The sequence below is a fragment of the Martinezella paranaensis genome (genome assembly GCF_014200235.1).
Classification (GTDB): domain Bacteria; phylum Pseudomonadota; class Alphaproteobacteria; order Rhizobiales; family Rhizobiaceae; genus Rhizobium; species Rhizobium paranaense.
This window is the reverse complement of sequence record NZ_JACHBI010000002.1, coordinates 239322-253849: the sequence shown is the minus strand read 5'-3', so window position 1 is coordinate 253849 and position 14528 is coordinate 239322. Positions and strand designations below refer to the sequence as shown.

The 14528-nt window shown below is 59.8% G+C and carries 15 protein-coding genes; 14 read left to right on the top strand and 1 reads right to left on the bottom strand.

Annotated elements, in window-relative coordinates:
- The first annotated feature begins 18 nt into the window (after positions 1-18).
- From GGD50_RS07265 to GGD50_RS07230, 8 genes are all read left to right on the top strand, one after another.
- The gene (locus GGD50_RS07265) at positions 19-501 is read left to right on the top strand and encodes an SRPBCC domain-containing protein (protein WP_107109116.1); all 483 of its coding nucleotides are present in this window, start codon (positions 19-21) and stop codon (positions 499-501) included.
- Between the two features lie 619 nt (positions 502-1120).
- Positions 1121-3730, top strand: coding sequence for a bifunctional lysylphosphatidylglycerol flippase/synthetase MprF (gene mprF, locus GGD50_RS07260; RefSeq protein ID WP_107109114.1), 2610 nt, complete (start codon positions 1121-1123; stop codon positions 3728-3730).
- On the top strand, positions 3727-5124 hold the full coding sequence (locus tag GGD50_RS07255; protein WP_107109113.1) for a virulence factor: 1398 nt from the start codon (positions 3727-3729) through the stop codon (positions 5122-5124). The genes mprF and GGD50_RS07255 overlap by 4 nt, the downstream gene beginning before the upstream one ends.
- Positions 5125-5325: 201 nt before the next feature.
- Positions 5326-6003 (top strand): HAD-IA family hydrolase, encoded by a 678-nt coding sequence (locus GGD50_RS07250; protein WP_245407505.1) that lies wholly within the window; start codon positions 5326-5328, stop codon positions 6001-6003.
- Positions 6004-6108: 105 nt separating this feature from the next.
- Positions 6109-6696, top strand: a complete 588-nt coding sequence (locus GGD50_RS07245) for a 5-formyltetrahydrofolate cyclo-ligase (RefSeq protein WP_107109112.1) — start codon at positions 6109-6111, stop codon at positions 6694-6696.
- A 3-nt stretch (positions 6697-6699) separates the two neighbouring features.
- On the top strand, positions 6700-7524 hold the full coding sequence (locus GGD50_RS07240; protein ID WP_107109111.1) for a TIGR00282 family metallophosphoesterase: 825 nt from the start codon (positions 6700-6702) through the stop codon (positions 7522-7524).
- 119 nt (positions 7525-7643) lie between these two features.
- Positions 7644-8486, top strand: a complete 843-nt coding sequence (locus tag GGD50_RS07235) for an MBL fold metallo-hydrolase (protein WP_107109110.1) — start codon at positions 7644-7646, stop codon at positions 8484-8486.
- Positions 8487-8659: 173 nt separating this feature from the next.
- On the top strand, positions 8660-9406 hold the full coding sequence (locus GGD50_RS07230) for a YebC/PmpR family DNA-binding transcriptional regulator (RefSeq protein WP_107109109.1): 747 nt from the start codon (positions 8660-8662) through the stop codon (positions 9404-9406).
- 71 nt (positions 9407-9477) lie between these two features.
- On the opposite strand, the gene GGD50_RS07225 is transcribed toward GGD50_RS07230, so the two are convergent.
- Positions 9478-10476 carry an LLM class flavin-dependent oxidoreductase gene (locus GGD50_RS07225; protein WP_107109108.1) on the bottom strand — a complete coding sequence of 333 codons (999 nt, stop codon included), beginning with the start codon at positions 10474-10476 and terminating at the stop codon, positions 9478-9480.
- 194 nt (positions 10477-10670) lie between these two features.
- Here GGD50_RS07225 and ruvC point away from each other — a divergent pair, with 194 nt between their 5' ends.
- From ruvC to GGD50_RS07195, 6 genes are all read left to right on the top strand, one after another.
- Entirely contained in the window at positions 10671-11183 is a 513-nt protein-coding gene (gene ruvC / locus GGD50_RS07220) for a crossover junction endodeoxyribonuclease RuvC (protein WP_107109107.1), read from the top strand.
- Between the two features lie 76 nt (positions 11184-11259).
- Positions 11260-11874 carry a Holliday junction branch migration protein RuvA gene (gene ruvA, locus GGD50_RS07215; protein WP_107109106.1) on the top strand — a complete coding sequence of 205 codons (615 nt, stop codon included), beginning with the start codon at positions 11260-11262 and terminating at the stop codon, positions 11872-11874.
- A gap of 54 nt (positions 11875-11928) precedes the next feature.
- A complete protein-coding gene (locus GGD50_RS07210; RefSeq protein ID WP_107109105.1) occupies positions 11929-12219 on the top strand; it encodes an AbrB/MazE/SpoVT family DNA-binding domain-containing protein in 291 nt (96 codons plus the stop codon).
- Entirely contained in the window at positions 12188-12586 is a 399-nt protein-coding gene (locus GGD50_RS07205; protein WP_107109104.1) for a type II toxin-antitoxin system VapC family toxin, read from the top strand. The genes GGD50_RS07210 and GGD50_RS07205 overlap by 32 nt, the downstream gene beginning before the upstream one ends.
- Entirely contained in the window at positions 12583-13626 is a 1044-nt protein-coding gene (ruvB, locus tag GGD50_RS07200) for a Holliday junction branch migration DNA helicase RuvB (protein ID WP_107109103.1), read from the top strand. The genes GGD50_RS07205 and ruvB overlap by 4 nt, the downstream gene beginning before the upstream one ends.
- Positions 13623-14525 (top strand): metallophosphoesterase, encoded by a 903-nt coding sequence (locus tag GGD50_RS07195; RefSeq protein WP_107109102.1) that lies wholly within the window; start codon positions 13623-13625, stop codon positions 14523-14525. The genes ruvB and GGD50_RS07195 overlap by 4 nt, the downstream gene beginning before the upstream one ends.
- Positions 14526-14528: the final 3 nt, after the last annotated feature.

Sequence of the window (14528 nt, the reverse complement as noted above, 5' to 3'; positions counted from 1 at the left end):
GCACAGCGGAGGAAAACCATGACGTTGAATGTTCGTATTTCGGGACGCATCGGCCGCAAGGTGGATGAGGTCTTCGATGCAGTTGTCAATCCGAAGAAGCTTTCGAGCTATTTCACCACCGTCGGCGGCGCCAGCGCGCCGCTCGTGGCAGGAACGACCGTGATCTGGTGGAAAAACGCGCCGGTCGAGGTCAGCGAGGTGAAGCCCGACCGACGGATCGTCTTTCACTGGGAAGGCGGCACCGGCGAAGACGGAGCGCGCTACAGGACCAAGGTGGAGATGACGTTCGAACCGCTGGAGGATGGCGGTACCCTGGTGACGATCGAGGAATCCGGCTGGCGCGAGGACGCAGCCGGGCGGCGCGGCACCTATTTGAATTGCGAGGGCTGGACGCAGATGCTTTGCTGCATGAAGGCTTTCGTCGAGTACGACATCAATCTGCGCGAGGGATTCTTCCTGAGCGAAATGCGCGGCGAGCCTGCGGAGGCGCCGGATCGATGAGGCAACAGGCAGCGCTCATACGCTGCTCACCGTTCACCGTCTCAACCGCGCAAGCTTCCCGGCGGCGCGTTGCCGCCGAGAAGACCAGTGCAAGCGCTTACCCCCGGTGCCAAGCGTGCAAACTCTGCGTCAGCCTGCGCGCCATGGATAGTTGTCGAGGCGACCGCGTCGGTCGCGCTTCCAGCCGAATAAAGCACATAACCGGCCACCAAACCGATGAATATCGCCAAAGATTGGAGCGGGTCGACAAGCTCGAGCTGCGCTCGGGAACGCAACGTGTGCCGGATTTGGAAGATACGATCGTCAAAAAGATGCATCGGCAGGTGTGACTAGCTGGAATTTCCTGATAGAGAGCTGCGTTGATTGCAGGTCACACTGTTCACTTTTCTGTGTGGATAAGCTCAAAATCCGGGTGAATGACAAATTCCTTTAAATAATAACAGATTCATTGCTGGCGGAACGGGTCCTGCGCCAAAATTGCCCAAATTCAGAATGATGGGAGCGCTCGAGAAAAAGAGCCCGTCGTAAGAAGTGCAGGCGGTAACACGAAGATGCAGACTACCGTTACTGCATATCCGAGCAAACGGGACCGGCGAAAGCCAATTCAAACAGGTAGAGCATGTCGACCCCAATCGATCTGGAAAAAGCCGATGAGGAACTGGAAGCGCGCGGTGGCATAAGCGGATTCTTGAACCGCAATCGCACGCTGATCGTCGCTATCCTCACCGTTGCCGTCTTCGGTATCGCCGCCTATGCGATCTTCGATCTGACGAACGAAGTGCGCTATGACGATGTGGTGCATGCGCTGGCGACGACGAAAGTCTCGTCCATCCTGCTTGCCCTGTTCTTTACGGGTCTCAGCTTCTTTTCGCTGATCTTCTATGATCAGAACGCGCTGGAATATATCGGCAAACGGCTGTCGTTCCCGCATGTGGCACTGACCTCCTTCAGCGCCTATGCCGTCGGCAACACCGCCGGCTTCGGTGCGCTCAGCGCCGGCGCCATCCGCTATCGCGCCTATACCCGGCTCGGTCTGGCCCCGGACGACATTACCCGTGTCATCGCTTTCGTGACGCTTGCCTTCGGCCTTGGGCTTGCCGCCGTCGGTGCCATCGCGCTGATGATCATCGCCGATGAGATCGGCCCGCTGATCAACGTCGACGGCCTGTGGCTGCGTCTGATCGCCGGTGCTATTCTCGCAGCGCTGGCCATAGTGATCATCGTGGGCCGCAATGGCCGCGAGGTTCGGATCGGGCCGATCGCCATCCGACTGCCGGATTCGCTGACCTGGTCGCGCCAATTCCTGGTGACCGCGGTCGACATCGCCGCGTCGGCCTCCGTGCTCTACGTCTTGCTGCCGGATTCGGCCATCGGCTGGCCCGGCTTCTTCGCGATCTACGCCATCGCTGTCGGCCTCGGCGTGCTCAGCCACGTTCCGGCCGGTTTCGGCGTTTTCGAGACGATCATCATCGCGTGGCTCGGCAGCTCCGTGAACGCTGACGCCGTTCTCGGTTCTCTGGTTCTCTACCGCGTCATCTACAACGTCATCCCGCTGGCGATCGCGATCCTTGCGGTTTCGGCGGCGGAGCTGCGTCGTTTCGTCGACCACCCGGCCGCTTCCAGCATGCGGCGTATCGGCGGTCGGCTGATGCCGCAGTTGCTGTCGACCTTCGCGCTTCTGCTGGGCATGATGCTGGTGTTTTCGAGCGTGACGCCGACGCCGGACAGGAACCTCGAATTTCTTTCCAGCTTTCTGCCGCTGTCGCTCGTCGAAAGCGCGCACTTTATCTCCAGCCTTCTCGGCCTGGCGATGATCGTTGCTGCCCGCGGCCTCGGCCAGCGTCTCGATGGCGCCTGGTGGGTTTCGATCATCTCGGCGGTCTTTGCGCTGCTGTTCTCGCTGCTGAAGGCCATCGCGGTGGTCGAGGCTGCGCTTCTCGCCTTCCTCGTTTTCGGCCTCGTCGTCAGCCGCCGGTTGTTCACACGCCCGGCTTCGCTGCTCAACCAAGCTTTGACGGGCGGATGGTTGACGGCAATCGCCGTGATCTGCATCGGCGCCGTTGTCATCCTGTTTTTCGTCTATCGCGACGTGGATTACAGCAACCAGCTCTGGTGGCAGTTCGAATTTACCGAAGAGGCGCCGCGCGGGCTTCGTGCCGTGCTCGGCATCTCCATCGTGTCATCTGCGATCGCGATCTTTAGCCTGTTGCGGCCGGCTACCGCGCGCCTGGAGCCGGTTTCCGACCATGCCGTCGAACGAGCCGTTGAAATCGTGCGCAAGCAAGGCGTCGCCGACGCCAATCTCGTGCGCATGAGCGATAAAAGCATCATGTTCTCCGAAAAGGGCGATGCTTTCATCATGTATGGCAAGCAGGGCCGTTCGTGGATCGCGCTGTTCGATCCGATCGGGCCTCGGCACGCGCTGCCGGAGCTTGTCTGGCGCTTCGTCGAAGCTGCCCGTTCGGCCGGCTGTCGTTCGGTGTTCTATCAGATATCGCCGACACTTTTGTCCTATTGCGCCGATGCCGGTTTGCGTGCTTTCAAGCTCGGCGAGCTGGCGGTGGTCAATCTCGCGAATTTCGAGCTGAAGGGCGGCAAATGGGCCAATCTTCGCCAGACGGCGAGCCGTGCCGTGCGTGATGGACTAGAATTTGCCGTTATCGAGCCGCAGCATGTGCCCGATGTCATCGATCAGCTTGCCGAAGTTTCGGAATCATGGCTTGCCGATCACAACGCCAAGGAAAAGGGTTTTTCGCTTGGCGCTTTCGATCCCGACTATGTCGTGTCGCAGCCGGTAGGCGTGTTGAAGAAGGATGGTAAGATCGTTGCTTTCGCAAACATCCTGATGACGGAGACCAAAGAAGAGGGCTCCGTCGATCTGATGCGCTTTTCGCCCGATGCGCCGAAGGGGTCGATGGATTTTTTGTTCGTGCAGATTCTCGAGTATCTGAAGGAGCAGGGCTTCCAGCGCTTTAACCTCGGCATGGCGCCGCTATCGGGCATGTCGAGGCGGGAATCGGCGCCGGTTTGGGACAGGGTCGGCGGAACTGTCTTCGAACACGGCGAACGCTACTACAATTTCAAAGGGCTTCGTGCCTTCAAATCCAAATTTCATCCCGAATGGCAGCCACGTTACCTAGCCGTTTCGGGAGGTGTCAGTCCAATGATCGCGTTGATGGATGCCACATTCCTCATCGGGGGCGGACTTAAGGGGGTCGTGAGGAAATGATCTTGAAATACGCAATGTCATTCGCTTTCGCATTCATGTTGACAACGGGCCTACTGGCATCAGGCGCGGCGAAAGCGGACGAGGACGGCACCAAATACGATCTCGGCATGATCTCCCCGCCGCATATCATGCGTCCGCAGGGTAAGGTGACGAGCGAGGTCGTTCTGATCTCCGACGCCAGCGGCTGGGGCGACAAGGAAAAGGGCGTTGCCGACAAGCTCGTCGCCAATGGTACCCTGGTCATCGGTATCGACTATCCGTCCTTCCTGGCGTCGCTCAACAAGTATGACGTCAGCCAGAATGACGGCTGTATCTACATGGTCTCCGATCTGGAGTCGCTGAGCCAGCAGGTGCAGCGCTCCCTTGCCGACAGCACCTATGAATTGCCTGTCATCGCCGGTGTCGGCGCCGGCGGCGCCATGGCGATGACCATCGCCGCCCAGACCCCCGACGCCACCGTGGCCGGCACGCTTGCTGTCGATCCGACCTTCGGCATCGCGCTGAAGCAGGAGCTTTGCACGCCGGCCGAAAAGAAGACCGATGGCGACATGGTGTCCTTCGGCCTGCAAGACGGCGCGCTGCCAAACCCGATTCTTGCCACCTTCACCTCGAAGGCTCCCAAGGATGGACGCGATCATGTCGAGGAGATCCAGAAGGAGCATCCAGACGTCAAGGTCACTGATTCCGACCAGGATGACGCCTATGCGGCGCTGAGCGACGGGCTGGTGGATCTGATGAAGACGATCGACAGTGAAAAGTCGCCGCTCGGCCTGCCGGTCGATGTCATGAACACCAAGCCGACGGAAGACACGCTGGCGATCGTCTATTCCGGGGATGGCGGCTGGCGCGATATCGATAAAGAGGTCGGCAGCTATCTGCAGGACCAGGGCATCCCCGTCGTTGGTGTCGATTCACTGCACTACTTCTGGTCGGAGCGCGATCCGCAGCAGACGGCCGACGATCTCGCCCGCATGATCCAGTACTACACCAAGCGCTTCAAGGTGAAGCATGTGGTGCTGATCGGCTATTCCTTCGGCGCCGACGTGCTGCCGGCGAGCTACAACCGCCTGAAGCAGGCGGATAAGGACAAGATCGTGCAGATGTCGCTGCTGTCGCTGTCGCGCAAAGTCGACTATGTGATCTCGGTCATGGGCTGGCTCGGCGCCGAGAGCGAAGGCAAAGGCGGCGATCCCCTCGCCGATCTCAAGTCTATCAATCCGAAGACGGTTCAATGCATCTACGGCAAGGATGACGACGAGGACGTCGCCTGCCCTTCGCTAAAGGGCACGGGCGCCGAAGTCATCGCCATGGATGGTGGCCACCATTTCGATGACGACTACGAGGCGCTGGCCAATCATATCATCGACGGTCTGAAGAGCCGGCTCGGCGAATAATATAGCGCTATGCGCGGCGGTCTGCTCCGTCGCGCATCCTGCCGCGATGATGGATATGCCAGAGCTCGGTGAGCCGGCGTTTTCCCACCTGCCATCCAGCATTCATTTGCTTCTTGCCGCCGCTGTCGGTAGTCGGAGCAGAGATATCGTGAGTGAGCCCTGGCTCGCCGACTGATCCCGCCAAACCGAAAGGGACTAACCTTGTCCGCCGCACCGTCTTTCGCCTTTGACAAAAGCTATTCCGGATTCCTGTTCGACATGGATGGCACGATCATCAATTCGATCGCTGCCGCCGAGCGTGTCTGGGGGGATTGGGCGCGCGGCAAGGGGCTGGATGTTGAGGCGTTCATGCCGACCATGCACGGTGCGCGCGGCGTCGATACGATCGGCCGGCTCAACCTGCCGGGCGTCGATCCGGTAGCGGAGTCGATGTTGATCATGGAAGCGGAAATCGCCGACGTGGAAGGCGTGGTGCCTCTGCCGGGTGCCATCGAATTCCTAGCCTCGCTGCCGCCGGAGCGCTGGGCGATCGTCACTTCCTCGCCACATCGGCTTGCCCTGGCGCGCCTTGCCGCCGCCGGCATCCCGGTTCCACGCTTCATCGTCACCGCCGAAGACGTCAAGATCGGCAAGCCCGATCCGCAATGCTACATTCTCGGCGCTGAGCGCCTCGGTCTGCGACCGTCCGATTGCCTGGTTTTCGAAGACGTGATGGCCGGCATCAGGGCGGGCGAATCCGCTGGCGCCGACGTCATGGTGATTACGGCGACGCATTCCCATCCGGTCGATACCAATCATCCGACGCTGCTGAACTATGAGAATGTTCGAGCGCATGTCGATGGAGATGGCGGGATTTCGGTGATGCGCCGGGACGGTTGACGTCCGACTGGCGAGCATGCAATCACCGCATGTCGCGTTCACGCATTGCAATGGGCCGCCAGCTCATTATGTTTTCGTGATATTGTCGAAATCCACGAAAGCCCGATGACCCCCAAAGAGCTGAAAACCCTATATCGCACCGAGCGCCTGGCAGCGCGTGATGCCATTTCTCCCGATGAGCGTATCGAAAAGGGGCTGGCGATGCTCGCGCATGCCGGCGATGCGATCGAGTTTCAACCCGGAGAGATCATATCCGGCTTCCTGCCGATCCGATCCGAAGTGGATATACGGCCGCTGATGGCGCGGCTGCGCGAGCGGGGTGCAAGGCTCTGCGTGCCGGTCATCCTCGACAAACGCACCATCGTTTTTCGCGAACTCGTTGCGGGTGCGCCGCTCGTTTCCAGCGGCTTTGGCACAGCAGGGCCGGGGCCAGAGGCTGCGGTGTTGGACCCGCATATTATGCTGGTGCCGCTTTCGGCTTTCGACAATACCGGCCATCGTATTGGCTACGGCGCGGGCTATTACGACCGCGCCATCGATCGATTGCAGCAAAAAGGGCTGAATCCACGGTTGATCGGCATTGCATTCGATTGCCAAGAAGTGCCATCAGTACCGGCTGAGCCGCATGATGTCCGCCTGGACGCGATTTTGACCGAGAGCGGACTCAATTTCGTCTCCGTAGAGATTGGATAGGAAATGCGGCTGCTATTTTTAGGTGACATGGTCGGCAAGACCGGACGGGTTGCGGTTTGGGATCGCCTGCCGGGCCTCATCTCCGATCTGAAGCTCGACTTCGTCATCGTCAATGGCGAGAACGCCGCCGGCGGCTTCGGCATCACTGAGGACATTTTTCTGGAAACGATCAATGCCGGCGCCGATGTGGTGACGACGGGCAATCACGTCTGGGATCAGAAGGAAGCGGTGGTGTTCTGCGAGCGCCATGATCAGTTCCTGCGCCCCGCCAATTATCCTGCCGGCACACCCGGTCGTGGTTCCGGCATCTATTATGCCCGCAATGGCGCCCGCGTACTCGTTGCCAATATCATGGGCCGCGTCTTCATGCATCCGGAACTGGACGATCCGTTCAAGTCGGCGGAAGCGATCCTCGATGCCTGCCCGCTGAAGGAGCAGGCGGACGCCATCGTGTTCGATTTCCATGCCGAAGCGACCAGCGAAAAGCAGTGTTTCGGCCATTTCGTCGATGGCCGCGCCAGCTTCGTCGTCGGCACGCACACGCATGTGCCGACTGCCGACGCGCAGATCCTGAACGGCGGCACCGCCTACATGTCGGATGCCGGCATGTGCGGCGATTACGATTCGTCGCTTGGCATGGAAAAGGAAGAGCCGCTCAACCGTTTCATTTCGAAGATGCCGAAGGGTCGTTTCGAGGCCGCTTCCGGCCCGGCCACCATCTGCGGCGTCGGTGTCGAGATATCGGATGCGACGGGGCTTGCCGAAAAGATCGCGCCTCTCAGGATTGGACCGCGCCTGGCCGAGACCATTCCGGAATTCTGGCGTTAGCCCAGCCGCTGACCGCCCGGCGGCGATGACGCGATTGTGAGCAATCCGATCGGGATTGCCGCTGGACGTACCTCAGGCCATGCCGCATCCTTCGCCCTCTGTGGAGCTGAAAGGGTGGCATGATGCTGCGATTTCCCGTCTTCGCTGTGATCTTCCTGCTCACTGTGGCAGGTTGCAGTGTCGCAGACGCCCAGGAGAGACCTTCCCGCCCACATGTCAGCCAATGTCAGGCCGTCGCGCAGTCGCTGCCGCAGGCGACATTTGCCAGCTTTACCGGTTCAGCCCCGACGCCGGCCAACGATTCCGTCGGCGGCGATGTAAAAATCACTTTCCTCGGTCATGCCACTCTCTTCATCGAGACTCCCGGCGGCGTGTCGATCGCGACTGATTTCAGCGGCGTCTTCCCACCGCCCCATACGCCTGATGTCGTTACGATGAACAAGGCGCATCCGAGCCATTACACGCTGACGCCGGACCCGGCGATCAAATATGTGCTGCACGGCTGGAGCGATACGCCCGGCGAGCCGGCGAAGATCAATTTGACCGTCGGCGATACGCTGATCCGCAATGTGGTGACCGATATCCGCTCCCTGTCGGGAGGCGTCGAGGCGAACGGCAATTCGATCTTCATCTTCGAAGTGGCGGGCCTTTGCATTGGCCATCTTGGCCACCTGCATTTCGAGCTCAACGACAAGCAATATGCCGAGATCGGCCGGCTCGATGTCGTCATGGTGCCGGTCGATGGCGGCCTTACCATGGGCGCGGATAGCATGAGCCGGGTGGTGAAGCGGCTGCGTTCGTCGCTCATTCTGCCCATGCATCGCTGGGGACCGCCGATACAGCAATTCCTGACGATGTTCGGTCCGGATTTCGACGTAGCCTATGCGCCGACCGCAAGCACCACGATTTCGCTGAAAACGCTGCCGCGAAAGCCGCTGATTTACGTGCTGAAGGGGCTTTGAGCCGATCAGCACGATGCCCGGGCGGCCCTCTCCCTCCGCCCGGGCACACCTTCGAAGGATATCGCTGCCGGGCGCCCTGTCGGGGGCGTCATCGCGGGCTTTTTGCTTGAATGAAAGCCACTTCGCTCTTATAAGGCGGCCCATTCCCAACAAAAGACGTGAACAGGGGTGCCATGGCTGGCCATTCACAGTTTAAAAACATCATGCATCGCAAGGGCCGTCAGGACTCCGTGCGTTCGAAAATGTTCTCCAAGCTGGCGCGTGAAATCACTGTCGCCGCCAAAACGGGTCTGCCTGATCCGAGCATGAACGCAAGTTTGCGCCTGGCGATCCAGAACGCCAAGGCGCAGTCGATGCCGAAGGACAATATCGATCGCGCCATCAAGAAAGCCTCCGGCGCGGACACCGAGAATTACGATGCGGTCCGTTATGAGGGCTACGGCCCGGGCGGCACGGCGATCATCGTCGAGGCTCTGACCGACAATCGCAACCGCACCGCGTCGAACGTCCGTTCGATCTTCACCAAGGCTGGCGGCGCGCTCGGCGAAACTGGTTCCGTCTCCTTCTCCTTCGACCATGTCGGCGAAATCACCTACAAGCCCGAGGTCGGCGATGCCGATAAGGTGATGGAAGCCGCCATCGAAGCCGGCGCCGACGATGTCGAGAGCGACGAAGAAGGCCACACCATCATCTGCGGTTTCGAAGCGATGAACGAAGTCGCCAAGGCGCTCGAAGCGACGCTTGGCGAAGCCGAAACCGTCAAGGCGATCTGGCGTGCCCAGAACAATGTGCCGGTCGACGAAGAAAAGGCACAGTCGCTGATGAAGCTCATCGACAGCCTGGAAGATGATGACGACGTGCAGAACGTCTACTCGAACTTCGAAGTCTCCGACGAGATTCTGGCCAAGCTTTCGGCCTAATTTCTTCTGCCAAAAAAATAGACCCCATTCTCACAAGGCTTTGCCTAACGGAGAATGGGGTCTTTTGTTTTTCAGGCCGCCTTTTTGAACGACGGCAATTGCGCGAATAGTTCCACCGATCTCAGCCGCGCCTCGATGTCGTGGATCGGCATCGAGATGATCACTTCGTCCGCTTCCGTATCCTTGATGAACTGAGAAAGCTTGGCTTCCGCCGTCGCGGGTGAGCCGACGACGGCATAGCGCAGCGTGTGCTCGACGTTCAGCTTTTCCATCGGCGTCCAGAAATCATCCATGTCCTTGCGGGGACGGGGGAAGGGGCCACGGACATTGCGGCGCAGGTTGACGAATTGCTGCTGTGCCGAGGTGAAGTGATATTGCGCTTCTTCATCCGTATCCGCGGCCGAACCCATCACGCCGACCATCACATAGGGCTTGTCGAGCGTTGCCGATGGCGTGAAACGGTCGCGATAGATGGCGACTGCGTCGAGCAGCGCTTCCGGCGCAAAATGCGAGGCGAAGGCATAGGGCAGACCGAGCATGGCGGCGAGATGGGCGCTGTAGAGGCTTGAACCGAGCAGCCAGATGGGCACCTTGGCACCGTTGCCGGGCACGGCAAGGATCGATTGGTTCTCGTCGGCCGGGCTGAATAGGTGCTGCAGCTCGACAATATCGTTGGGAAAGCTCTGAGCGCCGGCATCGAGATTGCGGCGCAGTGCCTGCGCGGTGCGCATATCCGTGCCCGGCGCGCGGCCGAGGCCGAGATCGACGCGGCCCGGGAACAGGGCTTCCAGCGTGCCGAATTGCTCCGCGATTACCAGCGGAGAATGGTTCGGCAGCATGACGCCGCCCGAGCCGATGCGGATACGCGAAGTCGCTGCTCCGACATGGCCGATCACGACCGCGGTCGCGGCGCTGGCGATGCCTGGCATGCCGTGATGCTCGGCCAGCCAGAACCTGGTGTAGCCAAGCGCTTCCGCCTTCTGCGCCATGCGCTTCGAGCTCTCGAAGGATTGGCTGACGGTGCTGCCCTCGGCAACGGGCGAAAGATCGAGAATGGAAAAGGGGACCATGGCAAGAAACCTGCGTGGTGAAAGGGGAGGAGCAATTCTCTCCATGTAGGAGCGCGGACACTCCATTCCAAACCCCGCCCTGCAATTTCGTCATCGTGATTTCAGAACTACAGAAAGGCGATAGCGTCGGGAGTTTGTTTTTGTTTTGTTCACATTTTGCTGGCACATCTGCTGCTCCAAAGATAGGTTAACGCATGCAGAACATGATTCGAATCATCGGCATCGATCCCGGCCTGCGCCGTACCGGCTGGGGCATTATCGACACATTGGGCAATTCCCTGCGTTTCGTTGCCTCGGGAACAGTGACATCGGATGGCGAGATGGATCTCGCGTCGCGCCTATGCCAGCTTCATGACGGGCTTGCCGATATCGTCCACAGCTACAAGCCGGATGAAGCCGCCGTCGAACAGACCTTCGTCAATAAGGACGCGGTGGCGACGCTCAAGCTCGGTCAGGCGCGCGGGATCGCCATGTTGGTGCCGGCGCGCGCCGGACTGCAGGTTGCGGAATATGCGCCGAACGCCGTCAAGAAGGCGGTGATTGGCGTGGGGCATGGCGAGAAGCAGCAGATCCATATGATGCTGAAGATCTTGATGCCGAAAGTAGAGTTCAAGGGAAACGACGCCGCCGACGCGCTGGCCATCGCCATCTGCCATGCCCACAATCGCGGTGCCAGCCGGATGCGTCAGGCGGCACTGGCGGGGTAGTTTGTTTTCGTTACCGCTCCTACTTTCCTTCACTTGACCTCATCTCCCCGAAACCCATCCCTGACGGACATCATTCATGATCGGCAAGTTGAAAGGCACAATCGAAGAGATCGGCGAGGACTATGCGCTCGTGGATGTACATGGTGTCTGCTACGTCGCCTATTGCTCGGCGCGCACGCTGTCGAAGCTTGGCTCCGTGGGGGAAGCCTGCGTTCTCTTCATCGAAACCTATGTCCGCGAGGACCAGATTCGCCTTTTCGGGTTTACGTCGGTGTTGGAGCGGGAGTGGTTCAATCTTCTGCAGACCGTGCAGGGCATTGGCGCGAAGGTGGCGCTGGCGCTGTTGTCGACGCTGACGCCGGCGGAGCTTGCCAACGCGATCGCGCTGCAGGATCGCAGCGCCGTGTCCCGTGCGCCGGGTGTCGGGCCGAAGGTGGCAATGCGCATCGTCACTGAGTTGAAGAACAAGGCGCCGGCTTTTGCGGGCGAGGCGATCAATATCGGCCTCAAGCAGGAATTGGGTGAGGGCGTCGCTTCCGCTCCGGTCGCCGATGCCGTTTCCGCGCTTACCAATCTCGGTTACTCCCGCGATCAGGCCGCGAACGCAGTCGCGGCCGCGATGAAGTCGGCGGGCGAGGGGGCAGATAGTGCCAAGCTGATCAGGCTGGGATTGAAGGAACTGTCCCGGTAATTCCTTTCTTTCCTGAATATTCCTTGCTAAGATAAAAATGTAAGGAGACGAGCCATGACCATTTACGATGCTACGGTAACCTCCAAAGGGCAAACCACGATCCCGGTCGAGATTCGCGAGAAGCTGAAACTCAAACCCGGCGATAAAATCCGCTTCATCATGCATGGCGACAAGATCTACCTACGCGCCAAGAACAAGAAGGCTGCGGATTTGGCTGGCCTTCTGCACGATCCCAACCGGCCGCCCTTGTCACTTGAGGATATCGACGAGGCAATCGGCGAATATCTTGAGGAAAAGGATCAGAGAATAAAAGATGATTGGCATCGACACCAACGTTCTACTTAGATTTATCTTGGCAGACGATCCCGCTCAGCTCGAGGTTGCGAGGCGCTTCATCAATCAGCGTTCAATGGCCGATCCGGCGTTCATTTCCTTGCTCGTTTTCGCGGAGGTTTGCTGGGTGCTCCGGCGAAGATATAAATACGGCAATGAGGTGATTGCCGCGGCCTTTCGTCAATTGCTGGCGGCGGAAGAACTGATCTTCGAAGATGAATACTACATTGATGAACTTATAGCGGACGATGCACCGTTGAATTTCGATCTGTCGGATCATGTTGTGGCCCATATTGCAGCTCGTAATGGCTGCGCCAAAACCGTAACCTTCGATGAAAAAGCCGCGAAACGCATACCCGGAATGGAATTTCTGACATGAGCGAAGCCGCACGCCTGATATCGCCGGAAAAGCGGGGCGAAGACCTGGATGTGACGCTGAGGCCGCAGTCGCTGGACGAGTTCACCGGCCAGGCGGAGGCGCGTGCCAATCTCAAGGTGTTCATCGAGGCGGCGAAGGGGCGAGGAGAGGCGCTGGATCACGTCTTGTTCGTCGGTCCACCCGGTCTCGGCAAGACGACACTGGCGCAGATCATGGCGAAGGAGCTTGGCGTCAATTTCCGCTCGACGTCCGGTCCGGTTATCGCCAAGGCCGGCGATCTTGCGGCACTTCTGACCAATCTCGAAGAGCGCGATGTGCTCTTCATCGATGAAATCCATCGCCTCAACCCGGCCGTGGAAGAAATCCTCTATCCGGCCATGGAGGATTTCCAGCTTGACTTGATTATCGGCGAAGGCCCGGCGGCGCGGTCGGTGAAGATCGACCTCGCCAAATTCACGCTGGTTGCCGCTACCACCCGTCTCGGCCTGTTGACGACGCCGCTGCGTGACCGTTTCGGCATTCCGGTTCGCCTGAGCTTCTATACCGTCGAGGAGTTGGAGCTGATCGTGCGGCGCGGGGCGCGGCTAATGGGGCTCGGCATGACTGAAGAAGGCGCGCGCGAGATTGCCCGGCGCGCCCGCGGCACGCCGCGCATCGCCGGCCGCCTGCTGCGCCGAGTGCGTGATTTTGCCGAAGTGGCGAAGGCCGAGGCTGTGACCCGTGAGATCGCCGATGAGGCATTGACCCGGCTGCTGGTCGACAATGTCGGTTTCGATCAGCTCGACAAGCGCTATCTCAACATGATCGCGGTGAATTTCGGCGGCGGCCCGGTCGGTATCGAAACCATCGCCGCAGGCCTCTCCGAACCGCGTGATGCGATTGAGGATATCATCGAGCCCTATATGATTCAGCAGGGCTTCATTCAACGCACGCCGCGCGGCCGCGTGCTGACGGCGATCGCTTGGCGGCATCTCGGGATGCAGCCGCCGAAGGACCTGGAGGCAGCGCAGTTCAGGCTGTTCCAGGAGGAAGGCGAGTGATTGGCCGACGCGGGTTTCTGAAGCTTTTCGGCAGTAGTATCGTCGGGTTGCTGACACTCGGTGGCTATGCTTTCGGATACGAGCCCGTGGTGCGTTTGAGCACAACCCGTTACCAGTTGACTCCCCCAGCCTGGACGCCGGGGCTGAAGCTAAGGATCGTGGCGCTTGCCGATTTTCATGCGTGCAGGCCGTGGATGACGGCCGATCGCATCGCATCCATCTGCGCCCGCGCCAACGATCTCGGTGGCGATATCATCGTTCTCCTGGGCGATTACACATCGGGAACAGATTTCGTAACTGGCCATGTCGATCATGGCGTATGGGCGGCGGAGCTTGCAGCCCTGAAGGCGCCGCTCGGCGTTCACGCGATCGTCGGCAATCATGACTGGTGGCACGATGCTACTGCGCAGAAGAACGGCCATGGCCCGACATTCAGTCACAAGGCGTTGGTCGATGTCGGAATTCCGGTTTATTCCAATCGATCGGTTCGCTTGGAAAAGGATGGACATGGCTTTTGGCTTGCGGGTGTCGAAGATCAGCTTGCCCTGCGCCGGAGCGTCCGCTGGAAGCGTCAGTTCACGGAAGGGCTCGATGATCTCGACGGCACGCTGGCGCAGGTGAATGACGATGCGCCGGTCATCCTCCTTGCGCACGAGCCCGATATCTTCCCAACCGTACCGTCGCGCGTGTCGCTGACATTGTCCGGCCATACGCATGGCGGGCAGGTCAGGGTTTTCGGCTGGTCGCCCTATCTGCCGTCGCGCTATGGCGACCGATATGTATATGGCCATATCGTCGAGGAGGACCGGCATATCATCGTCTCCGGTGGCCTCGGCTGTTCGGTCGCACCGGTTCGTGTCGGCGTGCCGCCGGAAATCGTTGTGATCGATCTGGGATAGGAC

What these genes read in the sequence shown, in the direction of transcription:
- mprF (WP_107109114.1), top strand. Translation starts at nt 1,121, where the DNA reads ATGTCGACCCCAATCGATCTGGAAAAAGCCGATGAGGAACTGGAAGCG.
- GGD50_RS07240 (WP_107109111.1), top strand. Translation starts at nt 6,700, where the DNA reads ATGCGGCTGCTATTTTTAGGTGACATGGTCGGCAAGACCGGACGGGTT.
- GGD50_RS07230 (WP_107109109.1), top strand. Translation starts at nt 8,660, where the DNA reads ATGGCTGGCCATTCACAGTTTAAAAACATCATGCATCGCAAGGGCCGT.
- GGD50_RS07255 (WP_107109113.1), top strand. Translation starts at nt 3,727, where the DNA reads ATGATCTTGAAATACGCAATGTCATTCGCTTTCGCATTCATGTTGACA.
- ruvB (WP_107109103.1), top strand. Translation starts at nt 12,583, where the DNA reads ATGAGCGAAGCCGCACGCCTGATATCGCCGGAAAAGCGGGGCGAAGAC.
- ruvC (WP_107109107.1), top strand. Translation starts at nt 10,671, where the DNA reads ATGCAGAACATGATTCGAATCATCGGCATCGATCCCGGCCTGCGCCGT.
- ruvA (WP_107109106.1), top strand. Translation starts at nt 11,260, where the DNA reads ATGATCGGCAAGTTGAAAGGCACAATCGAAGAGATCGGCGAGGACTAT.
- GGD50_RS07210 (WP_107109105.1), top strand. Translation starts at nt 11,929, where the DNA reads ATGACCATTTACGATGCTACGGTAACCTCCAAAGGGCAAACCACGATC.
- GGD50_RS07235 (WP_107109110.1), top strand. Translation starts at nt 7,644, where the DNA reads ATGATGCTGCGATTTCCCGTCTTCGCTGTGATCTTCCTGCTCACTGTG.
- GGD50_RS07205 (WP_107109104.1), top strand. Translation starts at nt 12,188, where the DNA reads ATGATTGGCATCGACACCAACGTTCTACTTAGATTTATCTTGGCAGAC.
- GGD50_RS07265 (WP_107109116.1), top strand. Translation starts at nt 19, where the DNA reads ATGACGTTGAATGTTCGTATTTCGGGACGCATCGGCCGCAAGGTGGAT.
- GGD50_RS07225 (WP_107109108.1), bottom strand. Translation starts at nt 10,476, where the DNA reads ATGGTCCCCTTTTCCATTCTCGATCTTTCGCCCGTTGCCGAGGGCAGC.
- GGD50_RS07245 (WP_107109112.1), top strand. Translation starts at nt 6,109, where the DNA reads ATGACCCCCAAAGAGCTGAAAACCCTATATCGCACCGAGCGCCTGGCA.